Here is a 20,206-nt window from a genome sequence, read left to right as displayed (position 1 = left end):
TTAACTGCAAAGTTCGCTAAGTTTTTCGCTAAGTTCACAAAGTTTCAGCTAAAAAAAGTTTCACACAGATTTCACTAATTATCACAATTTTTTTTTGCCTTTGGTAGATTCGTGGAATAAAGACTGTGAAAAGTATTTCGTGTAAACTAGTGTAATTCGTGTGGAAAACTAACGTTTTATTTTTTATCCACCACAATTCGGTTTTCTCTGTTGGCTAATTCCCAGGCGATGTTAAAGGCAAGTTGGGCTCTTTTTGCCAGAGCATCGTATTCTATTTTGTCAGGAGTGTCTGTTTTTCTGTGATAATCAGCGTGTACACCATTAAAAATAAAAACGGATGGAATGCCGTTTTTAGCAAAATTATAATGATCGGAGCGTCCATAGAAATTGTTAGGATCATTACGTGCATTGAATCTGAAATCTAAATCCAGATTAACGTATTTTTCGTTTACCTCAGTACAAATCTGATGCAATTCAGTTGAAAGTCGGTCAGCTCCAATTAAATAAACGTAATTGTTGGTGTTGGGATGGATGTCGTCACGACGTCCAATCATGTCAATATTAATATTGGCAACCGTGTTTTTTAAAGGAAACAAAGGATTTTCGGTATAATAGCGGGAACCATGTAAACCATGTTCTTCGGCTGTAACGTGCAGGAATAAGATAGAACGTTTAGGACTGTGACCTTCTTTTTTGGCTAATTTAAAAGCCTGAGCTATTTCGAGCAAAGCTACAGTTCCGGAAGCATCATCATCGGCACCGTTAAAAATAGCATCATTTTTTGTACCTACATGATCATAATGTGCAGAGATTACAATGACTTCATCTGGTTTTTCAGTTCCTTCAATGTATGCCCAAATATTTTCAGAATCCGGTAATTTTTGACTGCGTTTAGCATTCAAAAAAGCTTCCGGGACGTGCTGGTAATAATTTTGAGCTCCTTTAGGAAAAGGAATTTTGTCTTTTTGATATTGACTAATGAGGTATTTGCCAGCTTTTTTTTGACCAATAGAACCCGTTTCACGACCTTGCATCGAATCGCTGGCTACAATATAAAGATGAGTTTTTAATTCTTCAGCAGTAATGGAGTTACTATATTTCGTTGGGGAAAACAGACTTTTAGTAGCTGTTTCTTTAGTACTTTGACAAGATGCGATACAGCTAAAGGCAAGGAAGTAAATTATTTTTTTCATTTTATAAATGATAACAATTAAATAAGGGCATATTTACAAATATCTGAAAATTAATTTAATAAAATATTACTATCCGTTTCTTTTACCAATTATTTAGAATGGCACACAGATGTAACTGATTTTAACGGATTATCGCAGATTGTAATTTACAAAGAGCTATGAAAAATCTGTTTTTATCTGTTCAATCAGTGTCATCCGTGGCCTATTTTTTTATTTAGTCCGCTAAGCGGACAGTCATATAATAAAAAGTGTATTAAAATAGTACTTAGCAAAACTTCTTTTCTATTGGCTTAAAAACAGGGCAATTGTCTTCTTTTATTGGTGTTTGAACTCTTTGACTAAGGTTTTGATAGGCGGCAAAATATGCGTATTTTTGTAGAATTAGTTTATAATATAAAAATCATGGAACAAATACAACAAATACTCTCTTCGAAATCAGAAGTCTTAATTAGTAAAGAAGATCATTATGGAGCTCATAATTACCATCCATTGCCAGTAGTTCTGGAAAGAGGAGAAGGAGTATTTGTTTGGGATGTTGACGGAAAGAAATATTATGATTTTTTATCGGCATATTCAGCGGTAAATCAAGGACATTGTCATCCTAAAATTGTGGGAGCAATGGTGAATCAAGCGCAAAAATTAACGCTGACTTCCCGCGCTTTTTATAATGACCAATTGGGTTTTTATGAAGAATATGTGACCAAATATTTTGGTTTTGACAAAGTATTGCCAATGAATACAGGTGCCGAAGCAGTGGAAACCGCTTTGAAACTGTGTAGAAAATGGGCCTATGAAGTAAAGAAAATTCATGAAAATCAAGCGCAAATTATTGTTTGCAAAAATAATTTCCACGGACGAACTACTACCATTATTTCGTTTTCTAATGACGAAACGGCCCGCAAAAGTTTTGGTCCTTTTACCGATGGTTTTATAAAAATTGAGTATGATAATCTGGATGCTTTAGAAAAAGTACTGGAATCATCTAAAAATATCGCAGGATTCCTGGTTGAACCTATTCAAGGTGAAGCTGGAGTTTATGTTCCCAGCGAAGGTTATTTGGCGAAAGCCAAAGCATTATGCGAAAAGCACAATGTATTATTTATTGCTGATGAAGTGCAAACCGGAATTGCGCGTACCGGAAAATTATTGGCTGTAAACCATGAAAATGTGCAACCCGATATTTTGATTTTAGGAAAAGCAATCTCGGGAGGTGTTTATCCTGTTTCGGCGGTTTTGGCTAATAATGGCATTATGAATGTGATTAAACCGGGACAACACGGTTCTACTTTTGGCGGAAATCCTGTAGCGGCAGCTGTAGCTATTGCTGCGCTTGATGTAATAAAAGACGAAAAATTAGCCGAAAATGCAGAGCGTTTAGGAATTATTCTAAGAGACGGATTGAATACCATTGCTTCCAGAAATCCTTTGATTTCCTTAGTAAGAGGGAAAGGATTGTTGAACGCTATTGTGATTGATTGTGATGAAGAATCCGATTTAGCCTGGGAAATTTGTTTGAAATTCAGGGATTATGGTTTGTTGGCTAAACCGACTCATGGAAACAAAATACGTTTAGCACCACCATTAGTAATCACCGAAGAGCAAATTCAGGATTGTCTTTCTATTATCGAAAAAGCATTAAACGATTTTAAATAAAAACGTTATGGATCGGGTTGTTAAGTTAATAAAGAATCGCTCGGATATTGGTGGAGGAACCCGTGGTGCTGATTTAGGGGTTGATGCCTTGGAAATTGCAGCTATTAATCACGGAAGCGAGTATTTTAATCAGTTTACTTTTGAAGACGTAAAAACACACAACGAAAGTATTTATGATAAAAACCGTAACACTTTTGCTAAAAGAATCGAGTTTGTTTTGGAACAATGTACCCGTGTTTCTTATACGATAAAACGAAATCTGGAAGCGAATTTTTTACCAATAGTTTTATCCGGAGATCATTCGTCGGCATTGGGGACTATAAGCGGAATTAAAGCGGTTTATCCTCATGAAACCTTAGGAGTGATTTGGATTGATGCCCATGCCGATTTGCATTCGCCTTATACTTCTCCATCGGGAAATATTCACGGAATGCCATTGGCGGCAGCTTTAGGAATTGATAATTTAAAGTGCCAAATCAATGAAGTTATTCCTGAAACCCAGCAACATTGGGAGGAAATGAAACACATTGGGATTGAAGCGGCTAAGATTGATCCGGAGCATCTGATTTATTTTGGTGTTCGTGATACTGAAGAGGCTGAAGACAAGCAAATGGCGGAATTTGAAATCAAAAATTTCAGAGTAGAGGAAGTCCGTTATAAAGGTTTGGAACTTTGTGTTGAAAAAGCATTGTCGCAATTGGCTAATTGCGATATGATTTATATTTCGTTTGATGTGGATTCATTGGATTGTGATTTAATTTCGAATGGAACCGGAACGCCTGTTTCTAAAGGATTTGATCAGTATGAAGTGATTGCAATTATCAATCAGGTTATTGCTTCCCGAAAAGTTATTTGTATCGAATTTTGCGAAATCAATCCGCTTTTGGATACCAAAGGAAACAAAATGGCAGAAACTGCTTTTGAGGTTTTAGAGCAAATTACATCCAGTTTGGTTTTGCCTAATGAGTAGTTTTTAAGCTGGTTTAGCACGCGAAATTCTAAATTTAATCTGCTTTTGTGAAAAACCACTTTAAAGATTTGTAACAAAAAGCAATTAAAAATTTGTTTTTTCGCAATTAATAGAGAGTTAATTCTATTTATGACATTTCGCTCTCTAAAAGTATTAATTTATAACAGCAATAACTAAAAATACGTATATTTGTATAAGTATTTATACTTATTTTTAAAAATGATTTTTTTATGATTCAAGTAGCCGAAGCTTTAAATATAATAGCTGAGAATAGCTGTAAAATGCCAATCACAAAAATTAAAGTGAGTAAATCACTGGGATATGTTTTGGCAGAATCGGTTTATTCTCCAATAAATATGCCTCCTTTCCGTCAGTCGGCGATGGACGGATATGCTTTTACGCATAGTGATTTGACACAGTTTGAAGTAGTAAATACTTCGCAGGCTGGAGATTTTCTGGACGATAAAATTCAGGAAAACCAAGCGGTTCGTATTTTTACAGGTGCTTTTGTTCCGGATGATACTGATACCGTGGTGATGCAGGAACATACAACAAGAACGGACAATTTACTTCAGATAGAAAAAATGCCTTTGGCTTGTGCTAATGTTCGTGAAAAAGGCGAACAAATTAAAAAAGGCGAATTGGTTTTTGATGCTAATACGGTGATTACTCCTGCGGCTATTGGATTTTTAGCCTGTTTGGGAATCACAAAAATCAAAGTGTACCAAAAACCGAAAGTGGCTATTTTAGTTACCGGAAATGAATTAGTGTCAGCCGGAAATAAATTGCCGAAAGGAAAGATTTACGAAAGTAATTCGCTAATGATAGAAGCGGCTTTGCAAACAATCGGGATTAAGAAAACGGCTGTTTTTAAGGTAAAAGATAGTCTGAAAAAAACGATTAAAGCGGTAGAAAGCTGTCTTGCTCATTTTGATGTAGTGCTGATTTCGGGTGGAATTTCTGTTGGGGATTATGATTATGTCAAAGAAGCCTTGTTGAAAAACGGAGTGACTGAGTTGTTTTATAAGATAAATCAAAAACCGGGTAAGCCTTTGTTTTTTGGACGAAAAGAAAATAAAATTGTCTTTGCTTTACCGGGAAATCCGGCTTCGTCACTGACTTGCTTTTATGTATATGCTTTTCCGGCTTTGAAAAAAATGATGGGATTTGAAGCGATACATTTACCGGAAATGAAGAGAAAAATAAGTGCTGCTTTTAATAATACATCTGGAAAGACCTTGTTTTTAAAAGCCTTGTATGAAGATGAAAAGGTGACTGTTTTAGATAGTCAAAGCTCGGCGATGTTGAATACTTTTTCGATTGCAAATAGTTTTATTGTTGTACCACATGATATTACTCATGTTAAGGCGAATCAGGAAGTTGTAGTTTTGCCTTTTAATTGAAAGAAAAATGAAAAAAGTAACTGTATCAATTCTTTGTGGAGGCAAAAGTAGCCGAATGCAGTCGGAGAAAGGATTGGTGCTTTTTCAGGGAACGCCGTTTATAGAGCATATTATCGAAGCGTTTTTGCCCATTAGTAATGAAATACAATTAGTGACAAATACATCCGATTACGATTATTTGCCCTATAAAAAAATTAAAGATATTGAATTAGACAAAGGGCCTATTGGCGGAATTTATTCGGCTTTGGTTCATTCAGAGTCTGAAATCAATTTGATATTAAGTTGTGATATTCCTTTAATTTCGACCGAATTATTATCGGAATTAATAACAAAACATACAACGGATTTTGACGTTTCTGTTTTTTCAGATGCCAATAAAATCCATCCTTTGATAGGAATTTATTCGAAAAAAATAATTCCGATTTTGAAAAAGGCGATAGAAGAAAATGATTTAAAAATGATGCGCTTGTTAGAAAAAGTGAATCACCAAATAATTGAAGTTGCGGGAGAGAAAAGCAAGGAATTTAGAAATATCAACTCGCTTGCTGAATTAAATGAACTGAATACCAATTTATACTGAAGAATATGAGAAATGCTAACACACCAAAGTTGACAATTGTAGGGGCTGGTCCTGGCGATGTGGAATTAATTACCATAAAAGCCATCAAAGCTTTAGGAGATGCTGATGTAGTGCTTTATGATGCACTTGTGAATGAAGACTTATTGCAATATGCTGCTGCAGGAACAGAGATTGTTTTTGTAGGGAAGCGTTTTGGTTGTCACGCCTATACTCAGGATCAAATAAACGAATTGATTGTGGTTATGGCTCAAAAACACGGTCATGTGGTGCGATTAAAAGGAGGAGATCCGTTTGTTTTTGGTAGAGGAAGTGAAGAAATTGAATTTGCTCAAAAACATGGTTTACAAACGGCTATCGTTCCGGGAATATCTTCGGCTTTAGGAGTTCCGGCTTCAAATGGAATCAGTTTAACACAACGCGGAATTTCGGAGAGTTTTTGGGTGATTACAGGAACCACTTCGGCACACAAATTATCTACAGACGTTAGTTTGGCAGCACAATCATCTGCTACTGTGGTGATTTTGATGGGAATGAATAAGCTGGACGAAATTGTATCTATTTATCAAAACAATAGAACCGATGATTTACCAGTGGCTATCATTCAAAACGGAACTAAGGATACGCAGAAAAAAGTAATAGGAACGGTAAGTTCTATCAGTAAATTAGTAGCTGAACACAAATTGGCTTCGCCGGCAATTATTGTGATAGGTGAGGTGGTGAATCATACTTCTGAATTGTCTGTTTTTACTAAAGCGGCTTATACTGAAGACGAATTTATTTTTCAAAATCTAAATGTAATCGAATAATGCTAAGTGTAAAATATTTTGGTGCTGTAGCCGAGAAAACAAAGGTACAAGGAGAAAATCTTCCTATTTCTAATCTATCTTTACAGGAATTAGTAGATGAATTAGAACAAAAATACGATTTGGCTTCGCTTTCTTATAGTATTGCGGTCAATCAAAAACTGGTACAAGACAAAAACAGTTACATGTTAATGACTAATGATGTTGTTGCTTTGTTGCCTCCATTTGCCGGAGGTTAAAAAAAAAAACAATTTCTTAATTGGTAGCAATTATGCGATACAATCGACAAATTATACTTCCTGAAGTTGGCGAAAAAGGCCAGGAAAAACTAGGTCAAGCTAAGGTATTGATTATTGGTGCCGGTGGTTTGGGTGCGGCAATTTTGCCGTATTTGGCAGCAGCCGGAATCGGGGAAATAGGAATTATTGACGATGATTCCATTGAAATCAGTAACCTACAGCGTCAGGTAATCTATAAAAGTGATGCAATAGGAAAATCAAAAGCACTGGAAGCTAAAGAAATGGCTTTGTCTTTGAATCCTTCGATACAAGTTAATGCCATTACGGAAACTTTGAATGCTAAAAATGCCATTCCATTATTCGAATATTATGACATTATGGTTGATGCAACCGATAATTTGCAAACCAAATATTTGATTAACGATGCCTGTGTTGTAACCAATAAGCCTTTTGTTTATGGCTCTATTTATAAATTCCAAGGGCAAGTTTCGGTATTTAATTATCAAAACGGACCTACATACCGATGCCTTTTTCCGGATGAATCCTCAAACAGTAAAAATTGCGTTGATTCAGGAGTAATGGGGATTTCGGTGGGAATTATTGGAATGTTTCAGGCCAATGAAGTTTTGAAAATGGTTTTAGGAATTGGCAATGTACTTTCGGGAGAATTGTTGGTTTACAATATGCTTAATAACGACCAGCAAAAATTTGATTTGGTGAAAACCAATACAACTTCAATAAGCCGATTGGATTTCGAAAAAAAACACAATGTCGTCGAAAATACAGTTTTAGAAATAACAGCTAAGGAAGCTTTGGAACAAATGGAAAATCCTGATGTTCTTTTTCTGGATGTTAGAAATGAAGAGGAATTACCAAAAATAAGTTTACCTAACTCAATCCAAATTCCACTTTCTGATTTAGAAGAGAATTTAGATCAATTGGATTCGAATAAAACGATATTGGTGTATTGCCAATCGGGAATGAGAAGTAAAAAAGCAGTTGAGATACTTAAAAAACATCCCTTTTTAAAAGTACAAAGTATTGCAGGCGGTGCTTTAAAATTAGAAGAAGTGATTGCCAGCAATGCTGTTTCTATTTAGAAATAACATTTTTTACCATATAAGTCATATAAGTTTTTGTTCTAAAATTAAGTTTTTAGTTATAGCTTTAAAATAAGAACATATAAGTAGTAAGAATAATTTATTGTCACATAAAAAATCGTTTTGCCTTATATGGCCTTATTTATGAAAATAGTTGAACTAAAAATAAGACATAAAATAAAACTTATATGACTTATATGTTTTAAAAAAAATCTGTTAAATCAGTTTCATCTGTGTGCTATTTATTTAGTTTAGCGGACAGTTTATAAAATATCAATATGAGTAAAAAAGTTTTTATAGAAGGAGCAATTTCTCCTGAATTCATAGCCGATTCGATAGCTAAACATCAAGGGAAGCACACGATTGGGGCGCACAATATTTTTTTAGGGCAGGTTCGTGCCGATATTCATGAAGAAAATGTAGTAAAAGCGATAGAGTATACTGCTTATGAAGAAATGGCAAACGAAGCTTTAACAGCAGTTAGAGAGAAGGCTTTCGCCGAATTTGACTTGGTTTGCATGCACATTTACCACAGTTTAGGCGTGGTTAAAGCTGGTGAAATTTGTTTGTTTGTCTTTGTTTCGGCAGGACATAGAACACAGGTTTATGAAGCTACTGAAGCTATTGTAAACTGGATTAAAACCGAAGTACCTATCTTTGGCAAAGAAATATTTGAGAACGAAGATTTCGTTTGGAAGCAAAATAAATAATAATGGTTGATATTACCCATAAAATAAGTACTTTACGTTCGGCAACTGCCATGGCAACTGTAAAAGTAAGTTTGCCGGAAACGATTGAAGCTATTGAGAAAAATTTAGTTCCCAAAGGCAATGTGCTTGAAATGGCTAAAACCGCTGGTTTATTTGCTGTAAAAAATACGCATTTATCTATTCCTGATTGTCATCCGTTGCCGATTGAATATACGGCGGTGGCTTATGAAATTAAGGATTTAACGATTGATATTCTTTTTACGGTGAAAACCGTTTATAAAACGGGTGTTGAGGTCGAAGCCATGCATGGCGCGTCTATTGTGGCGTTGACGATGTATGATATGTTGAAACCCATTGATAAAAACATCGAAATTTCGACTATTAAATTAGTGGAGAAAAAAGGCGGAAAATCATCTTATAAAAACAAATTCCGTGATGTTTTAACAGCAGCTGTTTTTGTTTGTTCCGATTCTATTTTTGCAGGAGATAAAGAAGATCGTTCCGGAAAAGTTATAGTTGAAAAACTGGAATCTTATGGTGTAGAAACGACTCATTACGAAATTATTCCTGATGAGGTTGATTTTATCCAGGACAGAACTAAAAAATACGTTCAGGACAACCAATTGGTAATTTTTACCGGGGGAACAGGGCTTTCGCCAAGAGATGTTACACCGGAAGCCTTAGAACCATTATTGGAAAATAGAATTCCAGGAATTGAGGAAGCTATTCGCAATTATGGACAAGACAGAATGCCGTATGCGATGCTTTCGCGTTCAGTGGCGGGAACTATCGGTGATAGCTTAGTTTTGGCTTTGCCGGGTTCGGTTAATGGGGCGAAAGAATCTATGGATGCTGTTTTTCCACATGTTTTGCATGTTTTTCACATCCTAAAAGGGAGTAATCATGATACCAAATAACACCATATTGACGGATGATTTTGGTCGTAAACACAACTATTTACGCATTTCTTTAATTGAGAAATGCAATTTACGTTGTACGTATTGCATGCCGGCAGAGGGAATCGTGTTGACTCCTAAAAAAGAGTTGATGACTGCCGATGAGGTTTTTGCTATCGCCCAAACATTTGTAAATAATGGAGTTGACAAAATAAGATTAACAGGAGGAGAACCGCTGTTGCGAAAAGATTTTCCTGAAATCATAGAAAAATTATCTCAATTAGAAACCGAAATTTCGATAACTACAAATGGAATTTTAATTGACAGACATATTGAAGTTTTAAAGCAATTTAAAGTCAAAAAAATCAATTTGAGTCTGGATACTTTAGTTGCTACTAAATTCAACACCATTACGCTTCGTAATCAGTTTGAGAAAGTAATTGATAATTTACATTTGCTGCTTAATAATGATTTTAAGGTAAAAGTAAATGTGGTTTTGATTAAAGGTTTTAATGATAACGAAATCATTGATTTTATTAATCTAACGGAGTTTTTACCTATTTCGATTCGTTTTATCGAATTCATGCCTTTTGCAGGAAACCAGTGGGATAGAAGTAAAATGGTTTCTCAAACGGAAATTTTAGATCAACTTTCCGCTCATTTTTCGGAATCTAATTTGGAGAAACTACAAGACGAAAAAAATTTCACTGCCCGGGAATTTAAGATAAAAAACTATTTAGGAAGCTTCGGAATCATTAGTTCGATTACGAATCCGTTTTGTGATGGTTGCAATAGAATTCGCCTTACGGCAAATGGAAAAATCAAGAATTGCCTCTTTTCAAACTCAGAAACCGATTTATTGACTCCTTACAGAAATGGGAAAACCATTGAAAATATCATTGCCTCAGCAATTAAAAATAAAAAGAAAGTAAGAGCAGGAATGACAACTATTGAAGATGTTGATAATCCTGTTTTAAATCAAGACAATCGATCTATGATTGCTATTGGGGGGTAGTATCTATTTTACTTAAAAGTATTTCCCTGTTTAATATCTCCTGATTGATACCCTTTCAAGAACCAATATTTGCGTTGCTCCGAAGTGCCATGAGTGAAAGATTCAGGTACAATATGACCTTGTATTTTGGTTTGAATAGCATCGTCTCCTACGGCATGGGCTGCGCTTAGTGCTTCGTCAATATCGCCCTTTTCGAGCATATTGTTCATTTGTTGGTTGTAATGTGTCCAAACTCCGGCATAAAAATCGGCTTGAAGTTCTAAGGCAACGGATAATTTATTGGCTTCAGCCTTGCTTTTTCCCTGTTGCATTTGTCTCATTTTAGCCGAAGTGCCTAATAATGTTTGAACATGATGTCCAATTTCGTGAGCAATGACGTAAGCGGTCGCAAAATCGCCTCCCTGAGCTCCAAATCGGGTTTTAAGTTCTTCAAAAAAGCTTAAATCCATATAGATTTTTTGGTCGGCAGGGCAATAAAAAGGACCGGAATCGGAAGTCGCACTTCCACAGGCAGTTTGCACTCCACCACTGAATAAGACTACATTAGGTTTCTTGTAAGTTAAATTGTTTTCTTCGAATATTTTAGTCCAAACATCTTCATTGTCAGCCAGCAGGGTTTTTACAAAGGCTTGTTCTTCGAGTTCTTTGGCGGTTAAGTCCCGTTGTTCTGTAGGTTGTTGACTTTGTCCTTGATTGAGTTGTTCTAAAACAGGAGTAATCATTTGGGCATTTTCTCCACCAAAAACATTGAGTAGTAAAATGATGATTCCAAGAATTCCTCCACCCACAATGGTTTTTCCTCCAGAAGACATTCCTCTTCGGTCTTCTACATTATCGCTTTGTCTTCTGCCTTTCCATTTCATAGCTGAGTATTTTTTTAAGATTATTTAATCCATTTAGCGAGTGTTTTTTCGACGACTCCTTTTACAATTGGTTTCGAAATATAGTCATTCATATCTATTTCGAGGCATTTACTTTTTTCTTCTTTTTCGGCTCCGGCGGTTATGGCAATAATAGGAACATTTTTTCCTGATGTAAGTTTTCTAATTTCTTCGGTGGCTTCATAACCATTCATTATTGGCATTTGAATATCCATAAAAATAATGTCGGGTAAAATGGTTTCAAATTGTGTGATTGCCTCAAGACCATTTGCTGCTTCAAAAATTTTAGCTTCGGGAATGGTATTTTTGATAATGGTTTTTAACAAAAGCATGTTGATTTTATTGTCTTCAACAAGCAGAATTTTAGCATCTTTAAAGATAGGATTTTCTTTGAAAAAATTGAAATTTTCGACATTGACTGTTAATTGTTCGGCTGTTTTTATTTCTAATTTTTGATTGTTTGTTTTTAAATCCAAATCAAAATAAAAACAACTTCCTTTTCCTATTTCACTTTTTAATTTTAGGCGACTATCCATTAAGTTCAATAGTTTGTTTGAAATAGTCAATCCTAAACCTGTACCTCCAAATTTTTTGGTTGTTGAGCTATCTTCCTGTGAGAAGGCTTTGAATATTTTTTTCTGATTTTGTTCTAAAATTCCTATTCCTGTATCAATAACTGCAAAGCGAATTTTAGTTTGGTTATCGTTTATTTTTTCTTCTACACTGATGTCTAATTTTACAGAGCCTTTTTCGGTAAACTTTACAGCATTAGATAGTAAATTCATTAATACTTGTTTGACTCTAACGATGTCTATCCAGAAATAATCAGGAACATCCTGTGCAATATTTAATTCTAATTTTAGTTTTTTCTGATTGGCTTCAAATTGAATCAGATCGATAACCTGAGTTAGTAATTCTTTTATTTTCTGTTTTTCAATGTGTAATTCCAGTTTACCGGCTTCTATTTTTGAAAAATCCAATATATCATTGACAATTTCCAGCAAGGTAAGTGCCGATTGATTGACTGTAATCATGTGTTTTTCCTGAATATGATCCAGTTTTGTTTTCATCAGTAAATCGGTAAAACCGATGATTCCATTGAGAGGCGTTCTGATTTCATGGCTCATATTAGCTAAAAATTCCGATTTGGCTTTATTAGCTGTTTCGGCATATTCTTTAGCTTTAATTGCTTTTTCGGCTTCTTTTCGTTTGCTGATATCGAGCATGATGCCTTCGATATATTTAATTTCACCGTTTTTAACAACAGTATCTACAAATTCATCTACCCAGACAATCTCGCCTTTGCTGTTGATGATGCGATAAGTTAAATGAAAAGCTTCCAGTTTTGCTAGTTTGGCACTTGATTTTAAAAGTGTTTTTTCTAAATCGTCGGGATGGATTAAATTTTTATAAATGATTCTTTTTTCAAGAAAATCTTCTTTAGGATAACCTGTTAGTTTTTCAATTTCGTCGTTTAGATAGATCTTAGTATAATCCTCATCATTTTCAGATAAATAGACAGTTCCCGGAATATTATTGGCTAATAATCTAAATTTTTCTTCGCTTTCATTAATAGTAATTTCATTTTCAATTCTTTCTATCGAAGATCCAATATTCATTGTTAAAGTTTGCAAAATTTGAACTTCGTCTTCAGCCCAAACGCGATCTTCATTCAAATCATTCAATCCCAGTACACCATGTAATTTGTTTTTAACAAAAACCGGAAACAACATTAAGGAAACTGCGTCTAAGGCCTGTAGTTTTTGTTTTAATCCGGGGTTTTCTATTGCTGAAGTAACAACATGATAGGCTCTGTTTTCGATGATATCAGGATTGAAACCACCAAAAAAAGCATAGGGTAAATTTTGATAAGCGGGATTTGTTTCGTTCAAAAATTCGTTACCGCTTGTCCAACGGTATTTTTGGCTAATGGTTTGATTTTCGTAGTTGTGCTGGTAGTAAAAACTGCGATAGGATTTGGTTGATTTTCCAATGATAATAAGTAAATCGGTAAAAATAGCATCGATGTTTTTAACCTTCAGGAATCGTTCGGTACATAAATTCATTGCCGAAAGCAAATCACTTTTGTAAGTCAGTTTTTGTTCTACTTCGAGTCTTCTTTTTGATTCAAATGCTATGGTGATACTATCGGCAATGGCTCTGGCAAAATTAATATCTTCATTATCCCATTGTTTGATAGCATCGGTCACTTCGATACATAAAATACCGATTAGTTCTCCGTTGATAAAAACCGGAGTGTCTATCATCGAATAAATATCGTTTTTTTTCAGATAATTAGCATACAATTCTTTTGTTAACGGATTGGTGCTAACATCTGTTGCCACTAATGGAGTTTTGTTTTCGATGGAATTAAAATATTTAGGAAAATCCTTTTTTAATAATTCGCCACCATTAGCAAATTCATTTGATTTTAAATCATAAAATTGAAGGCATTTGATTTTGTCGTCTAAATATTCCCAATAGCTAATTCGGTTGGCTTCGATAGTTTTTGCGGTATTTTCGAGTATTAGTCTTAATTTGCTTTCTAAGGTTTCTTCGGTTGAATAACTCTTAGCAGTAAATTGTTTTAAATTCTCGTTGTATTTTTTATTTTTTTCTTCTCTTTTTTGTTTTTCAATATCGATGTTTTTGATAAAAGTAATATCCCGGGCAATACTTGAATAACCTTTAATTTTTCCTAAATCATCCTGACTAATCATGAGTTTTTGAGCAATCCATACTGTTTCTTCGTTTTTTCTTAAAACAGGGATTTCCAGTACAGGAAATTCAGTGTTACTCTCTGGCTGGTTCTTGTAAAAAGTGTCAATGAGACTAAGATAATCTTTGCGAATAAAGCGAGAATAAGGCTCGTTTATTACTTCGTTTTCTTCGTATCCTAAGGTTTTTAAAGTATAATTGTTGGCAAAAACAATTTTGCCTTCAAGATCAATTTCATAAATAAAATCGGGTGCATTTTCGACTAAATTTTTATATTGATTTTGAATATGAATTTCATTGGTAATATCCTGACCAATTCCTATAATTAAATCGTCAGAGAATTGCTTGTTTTTCCATTGGATGAATTTGTATTGTCCGTTTTTGCATTTTAATTTCCTAACAAAAACTTTATCGTTTATTTGACTCTCAAAAGATTCTTTGGAAGTTATTTCGGGATTATCGGTTAAGTTATAATAACCATAACCCATAATTTCCTTAACGCTGTACCCCAATACAGATGCTACATTTTCGCTGCAAAAAACAATTTCGTTTTTTCTGTTTTTTGCCATCGTTAGCGAATTTCCTTTATTTATAATTTGGTTGTTGAATTGAAATTTTTCGTTCACATCCTGAATTGACATGTGGCGAATAAAATTGATACAAACTACAACTAAGGTATAATTGAAAACAACTGTAATGTTGTCCAGAGGTGCCAGATTTAGTATTGAAATACCAATGAGATAGCTAAAGGTAAATAATACAAAAAGGACGTATAGTTTTAAGGGTTTTAAGATGTTGTATGAGAAAAAAACAAATAGTAAAAAACTTATAAACGGAATATTATCGTTACTTGAGTAGATTAAATTAGAAGCAACTTTAAGAAATCCAAGAAAGAAAACGATACGGAATATCTTTTTTATGTTGCGGAATATGAACTCAAATTGGGTACTTAAATAAGCAATAGTCATTAATAATAATGAGATGCTTACATTAGTAATCAGCATACTTTTAGGTCTTAATTTAAAAAACTCAAAGGTTAGTTCTAATATTAAAACGATTAGTCCTAAAAACAGGAAATGAAGTTGGCATTCTTTGTTTTCAGCATTTTGAGGCGTAAAATCTTTTATGAATTTATTTCCTAAGGCATATTTAATTTTATGAAACTTATAAATCAATAAAAAAATGATAAAAAATATAAACGGAACCACTGTTCGGTATAGATTTTTATCAATGGGCAATTGATTCATTATGTCAAACATTCTAATTGTCGATAAATTTTTACTAAGACTTACAGCAATACTTTCTGTAAGCTGATTGTATAAAAAAGTATAGTATTGTATCATATTTGAACAATTAAAATCGTAATGTTTTAACAAATAGTTATGGAAATTTTGCTAAAAATAACAATAATAAAAAGATAAAGTACCGCTTTTATTGAAAAAGATTAAGAGAAAGTTTTTTATTCTTCAAATCCGATAATGCAGCTGTAAATAGCATAATACATGGAGTACATAAAAGGCAGGGTGAAGAAAAATCCAATGAAGAAAAAGAAAATTCCGGTCAGGATAGCCAAATAAACAATAACCATTAAAGCAAATAACAGTAGTGGTTGTTTTAAAACCAAATTAACACTTGTTGTTATGGCTTCTATAGCGTTGAATTTACTGAAAATAATTAACGGAATTGTAAGTAGGTTTAGCACTGAAACCGTTAAAGAAGCCATGAATCCTAACATAGGAATCCCGGTTGCATCAAGCATCGAAGAAAAACCCATGCTTAGAATTGAGATGATTAAAGTGGCTAAAAAAAGCTCTTTGAAATAAGAAAAACGATAGAATTCAAAAACATCAGCTACATGAAATTCCTCATCTATTTGAGCAAAATGCGCCATCTTAATCAGTCCTGCAAAAAAGGGACTAATAAAACAACTCAACAAAGTAGCACCACCTATGTAAGTCAGTAAAAAATCATCGGATAGTTTTTTTGAATCTAAGTTTTCAGGGGTTATTAATTGCTGAAAATTATCCAATCCGTAGGTAAATGCAATAATAATCAGGGCAGCAATTATAAAAAAGACTGAGAAAACCAAAATTAATAAACCGGCATACAGTGCAATTTTTTTATAATTTTCAAAAGCAAGATTAAAAACAGTTTCAAATTCTAAGGAATAACCATTGTTTTTTAAGTTTTGAATGCGGTCTTTATTTGATTTCATAGTTGTTCTAATGCCAATAATTAAGCTATAAAGCTACGGTTTTTTATTTTTTTGAAACGGAATTACAGCACAATTTATACTGCGTTCCAAATAACGTCATTTGGAACAGTTGCAACAATAGTAAGTGTTTCTTTAGAAACAGGATGTACAAAAACTAATTTTCGGGCGTGCAAATGAATACCTCCATTAGGATTACTGCGATCAAATCCATATTTTAAATCGCCTTTTATAGGACTTCCTATTGCGGCTAATTGGGCTCTGATTTGGTGATGTCTTCCTGTGTGTAAATTGATTTCCAATGCAAAATAATTATTGAGTTCTTTGATTACTCGGTAATCTAAACTCGCCATTTTGCTATCGGGAACTTCTTTAATATGTGCCTTAGAAGTATTGTTTTTTTCGTTTCTTTTGATGTAATGAAGTAGTTTTGCTTCGTTTTGCGAAGGTTTATTTTTTACAACCGCCCAATAAGTTTTTTGAGTTTCTCTGTTTTTAAATAAATCATTCAATCGGGTTAAAGCCTTGCTGGTTCTGGCAAAAACCACAATTCCGGTTGTGGGACGATCCAAACGATGCACCACGCCAAGGAAAACCTCGCCGGGTTTGTTGTATTTGTCTTTAATGTATTCTTTTACAACTTCGCTTAGTGGTTTATCGCCTGTTTTATCGCCCTGAACAATATCACCCACACGTTTATTGACAACAATAATATGATTGTCTTCATGCAAAACCTGAAGGTTGTTTTTAGTAGAAAGCTCTTTCATTAATCCGGTTTATTTAGATATAAAAATAGCAGTTTTGTAATTTTCATCTTTTAAAATCATTTTACTTAGCTGTTTTTCCGGAATACTATGTTGCGCTTTTTTTAATGTTACTAAGAAAAACTTAGGATGAATTTTAGAAACCGAGTCTAATTCTTGTTCGTTTTTAACCAATTGCGCTTTTCCATTCGAATAAAATTGTCCGGAATAATTTTTTTCATGCCAATAATACAAAGGAATATTTTGATTTTGAATGTCTAAACGCTCCAGCATGTACTTATCGGAGTTCATTTTGTAATCTAAATTTCCAGTTGCTACAAAACCAAAGTAAAACACAAAAATTACTGCCGGGAAAAATAATCCTAGACGGAAAAGCACTTTTTTACTCTTGAAATCTTCCCAATAATGAACCATTAATAACATAATTGGTACCGTTACAGGCAACATATAAGTATGTAAAATATTTTTGGACATAGTAAAGAAAACAGGTGTCCATAGCAACCAAAGTACTAAAAAGCTGATCCAGCTATTGTGAAGAATATTTTTTCTGTTTTTCCAAAGTTTGTAAAACACAATTTGTACCCATGGAAATCCAAATGCGAGCATAAATGCCCAAATCATCCCAATAGGCTGTGTTTTAGGTTTTCCGTACAAATCACCTTTCCAGCCTGATTCTACAAAGCGTTTGTAATGTTCGCCTACAATAAAATAATTTAAAAATCCAGGCGATTGCTGTTCGGCAAAATAGTACCAGGGAATTGCAATGATTGCCGTGATAAGTATTCCAATAAAAATTGCAAATTTTGAAAAAAGCAATTTGAATCGATTCCAGTCCAGGCAACACCATACAAAAAGCGGAGGGAATGTCAATACCATAATTAGCGGTCCTTTGGCTAGAAATCCCAAACCTAATCCTATAAAAAAGAGGTAATTCCAATAGTTTCTTTTTTCGCTATTAATAGCTTTCCAAAACGAAATCATCATTAAGGTAACGCAAAACAATAAAGTGGTATCAGTAGAAACTACTCCGGTATGAATTAAAAATTCGGGCATAGTCAATAAGATAAAGCCGGGAAGATAAAAAGAAGCTCCTTTTTTCTCTACTAATTTTCCACATAAAATAATAATCAGCACATTGATGAGTAAAGAAGGAAAACGAGCAGCAAATGCACTAACACCAAAGATGAGAAAACCAATTGCAGATGTCCAGGTTGACAAAGGTGGTTTAGCCCAAAAAGGAACACCATAATCGGTTTCGGGAACAATCCATTGATTCGTTTCCCACATAATTCGGGCAATTTCGGCATAACGAGCCTCTGTTTTGTCTAACAACGGAATGCTTGCTGTGAGTAATAATCTAAAAAGGATTAATACAATTACCGAAAAGAAAAGAATGTAATTATTCGATTTGAATTTCTCTAAGAACGTTTTCAACATATCTTTGATTATTATTTAGTGTATCTTTTTTTGATGTTGTATAGATCAAGCCACAGTTTGAAAAAATAAGTAGGCTTGACTTTTGAATTTCCTTTTTCAATCCAGGATTTAAGCGGGATTTCTTTCATTTTTTGCAGGGCATTTTCTTTTCCAAAATGATTGAGCATTCTAAAAAACAATTCTACATCAAATAACCATTTTGAAATGAATTCTTTTTCAAATATAAGTGGTGCTATCTCTTTTGTAAAAACTTTACAGCCACATTGAGTATCATATACTTTGATATCTAAAATGTTTGAAATAAAGGTGGCAATAATTCGACCGATAAGAAATCGACTGTTTTCTCTTTCGATAGTCGAACCTATTTTTCGGATTCGGGAACCAAAACAAAAAACGATTTCGTTTTCTAAATTGTTTTTAACAACCATAAATTCTTCCAGAGTTGTTGCTAAATCAGCATCCAGATAACCAATATTTTCGAAATTAAAATTTTCGATGCAATGTTGGATACCTTGTCTTACGGCTTCAGCTTTTCCAACATTTTTGATTAATGGAAGTAACTCAATTTGCGTAGGGTGTTTTTGTTTTAATCCTTCTAAGATGGCAAGCGTATTATCAGTCGAACCGTCATTTACAAAGCAAATTGAGGCATCAGGATAATTTTCTAAAAAATGAGAATACTCACTAGAGATTGCATTTTCTTCGTTATAACAAGGAATAACTATAAAAGTATGTGGTGTTTGGAGCATTTAATCTATTGTTGATTTAGTAAGAAGGGATTTGGAATGAGTTGTCAATCACTAATATTGTTCTTTTTCGTTTGGAAAATCTTTCGATTTTACATCATCAACATATTGACTAATGGCAGAGGTCATTCCTTCGTAAAGATTCATATATCGGCGTAAGAATCTAGGACTGAATTCGTTGTTCATTCCCAGCATATCGTGTATAACCAATACCTGGCCATCAACGCCTGATCCGGCACCAATACCTATTACAGGAATAGAAATACTTTCGGCTATTTGTTGGGCTAATTTTGCCGGGATTTTTTCTAACACTAAAGAGAAACAACCTAGTTTTTCTAACAGTTTGGCATCTTCAATTAATTTTAATGCTTCTTGTTCTTCTTTGGCTCTTACGGTGTAAGTTCCAAATTTATAAATAGATTGCGGTGTTAAACCTAAATGTCCCATTACAGGAATTCCTGCATTTAATATTTTTTTGATAGATTCTTTAATTTCTTTTCCTCCTTCTAATTTCACAGCATGACCACCGCTTTCTTTCATGATTCTAATGGCTGAGCGCAAGGCTTCTTTTGGATCCGATTGGTAGCTTCCAAAAGGCAAATCGACTACGACTAATGCTCTGTCAGCTCCTCTTACTACTGAAGAAGCGTGATAAATCATTTGGTCTAAGGTAATAGGCAAAGTGGTTTCGTGTCCCGCCATTACATTAGAAGCTGAATCTCCCACCAATATTACATCAATTCCGGCAGAATCAACAATTTTAGCCATTGTAAAATCGTATGCAGTTAACATGGAGATTTTTTCTCCTTGTGCTTTCATATCAATTAGAGACTTTGTTGTAATTTTTTTATAGTCTTTTTTTGCTGTGGACATAGTCGTAGTTTTT

The 20,206-nt window shown here is 34.0% G+C and carries 18 protein-coding genes; 10 read left to right on the top strand and 8 right to left on the bottom strand.

What is annotated here, in order from left to right; all coding sequences use genetic code 11:
- Positions 1–176: 176 nt before the first annotated feature.
- Positions 177–1,193: a M28 family metallopeptidase gene (locus FDM27_RS13765; protein ID WP_140487332.1), complete on the bottom strand. Its 1,017-nt coding sequence runs from the start codon at positions 1,191–1,193 to the stop codon at positions 177–179.
- Between the two features lie 402 nt (positions 1,194–1,595).
- Between FDM27_RS13765 and rocD the strand changes: the two genes are divergently transcribed.
- The 10 genes from rocD to moaA all read left to right on the top strand — a co-directional run bounded on the left by rocD (position 1,596) and on the right by moaA (position 10,562).
- The gene (gene rocD, locus FDM27_RS13760) at positions 1,596–2,846 is read left to right on the top strand and encodes an ornithine--oxo-acid transaminase (RefSeq protein WP_140487330.1); all 1,251 of its coding nucleotides are present in this window, start codon (positions 1,596–1,598) and stop codon (positions 2,844–2,846) included.
- Positions 2,847–2,853: 7 nt separating this feature from the next.
- Complete coding sequence (locus tag FDM27_RS13755; RefSeq protein WP_140487327.1) at positions 2,854–3,816, top strand: arginase; 963 nt, start codon at positions 2,854–2,856, stop codon at positions 3,814–3,816.
- Positions 3,817–4,046: 230 nt separating this feature from the next.
- On the top strand, positions 4,047–5,219 hold the full coding sequence (glp, locus tag FDM27_RS13750) for a gephyrin-like molybdotransferase Glp (RefSeq protein WP_140487325.1): 1,173 nt from the start codon (positions 4,047–4,049) through the stop codon (positions 5,217–5,219).
- 7 nt (positions 5,220–5,226) lie between these two features.
- Positions 5,227–5,799 (top strand): molybdenum cofactor guanylyltransferase, encoded by a 573-nt coding sequence (locus tag FDM27_RS13745; RefSeq protein ID WP_140487322.1) that lies wholly within the window; start codon positions 5,227–5,229, stop codon positions 5,797–5,799.
- 5 nt (positions 5,800–5,804) lie between these two features.
- Positions 5,805–6,605 (top strand): uroporphyrinogen-III C-methyltransferase, encoded by an 801-nt coding sequence (cobA, locus tag FDM27_RS13740; RefSeq protein WP_140487320.1) that lies wholly within the window; start codon positions 5,805–5,807, stop codon positions 6,603–6,605.
- A complete protein-coding gene (locus FDM27_RS13735) occupies positions 6,605–6,841 on the top strand; it encodes a MoaD/ThiS family protein (protein WP_128194483.1) in 237 nt (78 codons plus the stop codon). Before cobA ends, FDM27_RS13735 begins: the two co-directional genes overlap by 1 nt.
- 32 nt (positions 6,842–6,873) lie before the next feature.
- Positions 6,874–7,941, top strand: a complete 1,068-nt coding sequence (locus FDM27_RS13730; RefSeq protein WP_140487318.1) for a HesA/MoeB/ThiF family protein — start codon at positions 6,874–6,876, stop codon at positions 7,939–7,941.
- A gap of 278 nt (positions 7,942–8,219) precedes the next feature.
- Positions 8,220–8,651, top strand: coding sequence for a molybdenum cofactor biosynthesis protein MoaE (locus tag FDM27_RS13725; protein ID WP_140487316.1), 432 nt, complete (start codon positions 8,220–8,222; stop codon positions 8,649–8,651).
- A gap of 2 nt (positions 8,652–8,653) precedes the next feature.
- Positions 8,654–9,568: a bifunctional molybdenum cofactor biosynthesis protein MoaC/MoaB gene (gene moaCB, locus FDM27_RS13720; protein WP_140487313.1), complete on the top strand. Its 915-nt coding sequence runs from the start codon at positions 8,654–8,656 to the stop codon at positions 9,566–9,568.
- Positions 9,555–10,562 carry a GTP 3',8-cyclase MoaA gene (moaA, locus tag FDM27_RS13715; protein ID WP_140487311.1) on the top strand — a complete coding sequence of 336 codons (1,008 nt, stop codon included), beginning with the start codon at positions 9,555–9,557 and terminating at the stop codon, positions 10,560–10,562. Before moaCB ends, moaA begins: the two co-directional genes overlap by 14 nt.
- An 8-nt stretch (positions 10,563–10,570) precedes the next feature.
- Here the strand turns inward: moaA and FDM27_RS13710 are convergent, their stop codons facing one another.
- The 7 genes from FDM27_RS13710 to panB form a co-directional block, all read right to left on the bottom strand.
- The gene (locus FDM27_RS13710) at positions 10,571–11,425 is read right to left on the bottom strand and encodes a neutral zinc metallopeptidase (protein WP_140487309.1); all 855 of its coding nucleotides are present in this window, start codon (positions 11,423–11,425) and stop codon (positions 10,571–10,573) included.
- A 20-nt stretch (positions 11,426–11,445) separates the two neighbouring features.
- A complete protein-coding gene (locus FDM27_RS13705; protein WP_140487307.1) occupies positions 11,446–15,504 on the bottom strand; it encodes a PAS domain S-box protein in 4,059 nt (1,352 codons plus the stop codon).
- A gap of 116 nt (positions 15,505–15,620) precedes the next feature.
- A complete protein-coding gene (locus FDM27_RS13700) occupies positions 15,621–16,376 on the bottom strand; it encodes a hypothetical protein (RefSeq protein ID WP_140487305.1) in 756 nt (251 codons plus the stop codon).
- 74 nt (positions 16,377–16,450) lie between these two features.
- Complete coding sequence (locus FDM27_RS13695) at positions 16,451–17,140, bottom strand: RluA family pseudouridine synthase (protein WP_140487303.1); 690 nt, start codon at positions 17,138–17,140, stop codon at positions 16,451–16,453.
- 9 nt (positions 17,141–17,149) lie between these two features.
- Positions 17,150–18,574 carry an ArnT family glycosyltransferase gene (locus tag FDM27_RS13690; protein ID WP_140487300.1) on the bottom strand — a complete coding sequence of 475 codons (1,425 nt, stop codon included), beginning with the start codon at positions 18,572–18,574 and terminating at the stop codon, positions 17,150–17,152.
- Positions 18,575–18,585: 11 nt separating this feature from the next.
- The gene (locus tag FDM27_RS13685) at positions 18,586–19,323 is read right to left on the bottom strand and encodes a glycosyltransferase (protein ID WP_140487298.1); all 738 of its coding nucleotides are present in this window, start codon (positions 19,321–19,323) and stop codon (positions 18,586–18,588) included.
- A 51-nt stretch (positions 19,324–19,374) separates the two neighbouring features.
- Positions 19,375–20,193, bottom strand: a complete 819-nt coding sequence (panB, locus tag FDM27_RS13680) for a 3-methyl-2-oxobutanoate hydroxymethyltransferase (RefSeq protein ID WP_071185534.1) — start codon at positions 20,191–20,193, stop codon at positions 19,375–19,377.
- Positions 20,194–20,206: the final 13 nt, after the last annotated feature.

The organism is Flavobacterium sp. GSA192 (assembly GCF_006386525.1).
Classification (GTDB): domain Bacteria; phylum Bacteroidota; class Bacteroidia; order Flavobacteriales; family Flavobacteriaceae; genus Flavobacterium; species Flavobacterium commune.
The sequence above is the reverse complement of the archived record's forward strand: the minus strand, read 5'-3'. Positions and strand labels throughout refer to the sequence as shown.

What these genes read in the sequence shown, in the direction of transcription:
- FDM27_RS13765 (WP_140487332.1), bottom strand. Translation starts at nt 1,193, where the DNA reads ATGAAAAAAATAATTTACTTCCTTGCCTTTAGCTGTATCGCATCTTGT.
- rocD (WP_140487330.1), top strand. Translation starts at nt 1,596, where the DNA reads ATGGAACAAATACAACAAATACTCTCTTCGAAATCAGAAGTCTTAATT.
- FDM27_RS13755 (WP_140487327.1), top strand. Translation starts at nt 2,854, where the DNA reads ATGGATCGGGTTGTTAAGTTAATAAAGAATCGCTCGGATATTGGTGGA.
- glp (WP_140487325.1), top strand. Translation starts at nt 4,047, where the DNA reads ATGATTCAAGTAGCCGAAGCTTTAAATATAATAGCTGAGAATAGCTGT.
- FDM27_RS13745 (WP_140487322.1), top strand. Translation starts at nt 5,227, where the DNA reads ATGAAAAAAGTAACTGTATCAATTCTTTGTGGAGGCAAAAGTAGCCGA.
- cobA (WP_140487320.1), top strand. Translation starts at nt 5,805, where the DNA reads ATGAGAAATGCTAACACACCAAAGTTGACAATTGTAGGGGCTGGTCCT.
- FDM27_RS13735 (WP_128194483.1), top strand. Translation starts at nt 6,605, where the DNA reads ATGCTAAGTGTAAAATATTTTGGTGCTGTAGCCGAGAAAACAAAGGTA.
- FDM27_RS13730 (WP_140487318.1), top strand. Translation starts at nt 6,874, where the DNA reads ATGCGATACAATCGACAAATTATACTTCCTGAAGTTGGCGAAAAAGGC.
- FDM27_RS13725 (WP_140487316.1), top strand. Translation starts at nt 8,220, where the DNA reads ATGAGTAAAAAAGTTTTTATAGAAGGAGCAATTTCTCCTGAATTCATA.
- moaCB (WP_140487313.1), top strand. Translation starts at nt 8,654, where the DNA reads ATGGTTGATATTACCCATAAAATAAGTACTTTACGTTCGGCAACTGCC.
- moaA (WP_140487311.1), top strand. Translation starts at nt 9,555, where the DNA reads ATGATACCAAATAACACCATATTGACGGATGATTTTGGTCGTAAACAC.
- FDM27_RS13710 (WP_140487309.1), bottom strand. Translation starts at nt 11,425, where the DNA reads ATGAAATGGAAAGGCAGAAGACAAAGCGATAATGTAGAAGACCGAAGA.
- FDM27_RS13705 (WP_140487307.1), bottom strand. Translation starts at nt 15,504, where the DNA reads ATGATACAATACTATACTTTTTTATACAATCAGCTTACAGAAAGTATT.
- FDM27_RS13700 (WP_140487305.1), bottom strand. Translation starts at nt 16,376, where the DNA reads ATGAAATCAAATAAAGACCGCATTCAAAACTTAAAAAACAATGGTTAT.
- FDM27_RS13695 (WP_140487303.1), bottom strand. Translation starts at nt 17,140, where the DNA reads ATGAAAGAGCTTTCTACTAAAAACAACCTTCAGGTTTTGCATGAAGAC.
- FDM27_RS13690 (WP_140487300.1), bottom strand. Translation starts at nt 18,574, where the DNA reads ATGTTGAAAACGTTCTTAGAGAAATTCAAATCGAATAATTACATTCTT.
- FDM27_RS13685 (WP_140487298.1), bottom strand. Translation starts at nt 19,323, where the DNA reads ATGCTCCAAACACCACATACTTTTATAGTTATTCCTTGTTATAACGAA.
- panB (WP_071185534.1), bottom strand. Translation starts at nt 20,193, where the DNA reads ATGTCCACAGCAAAAAAAGACTATAAAAAAATTACAACAAAGTCTCTA.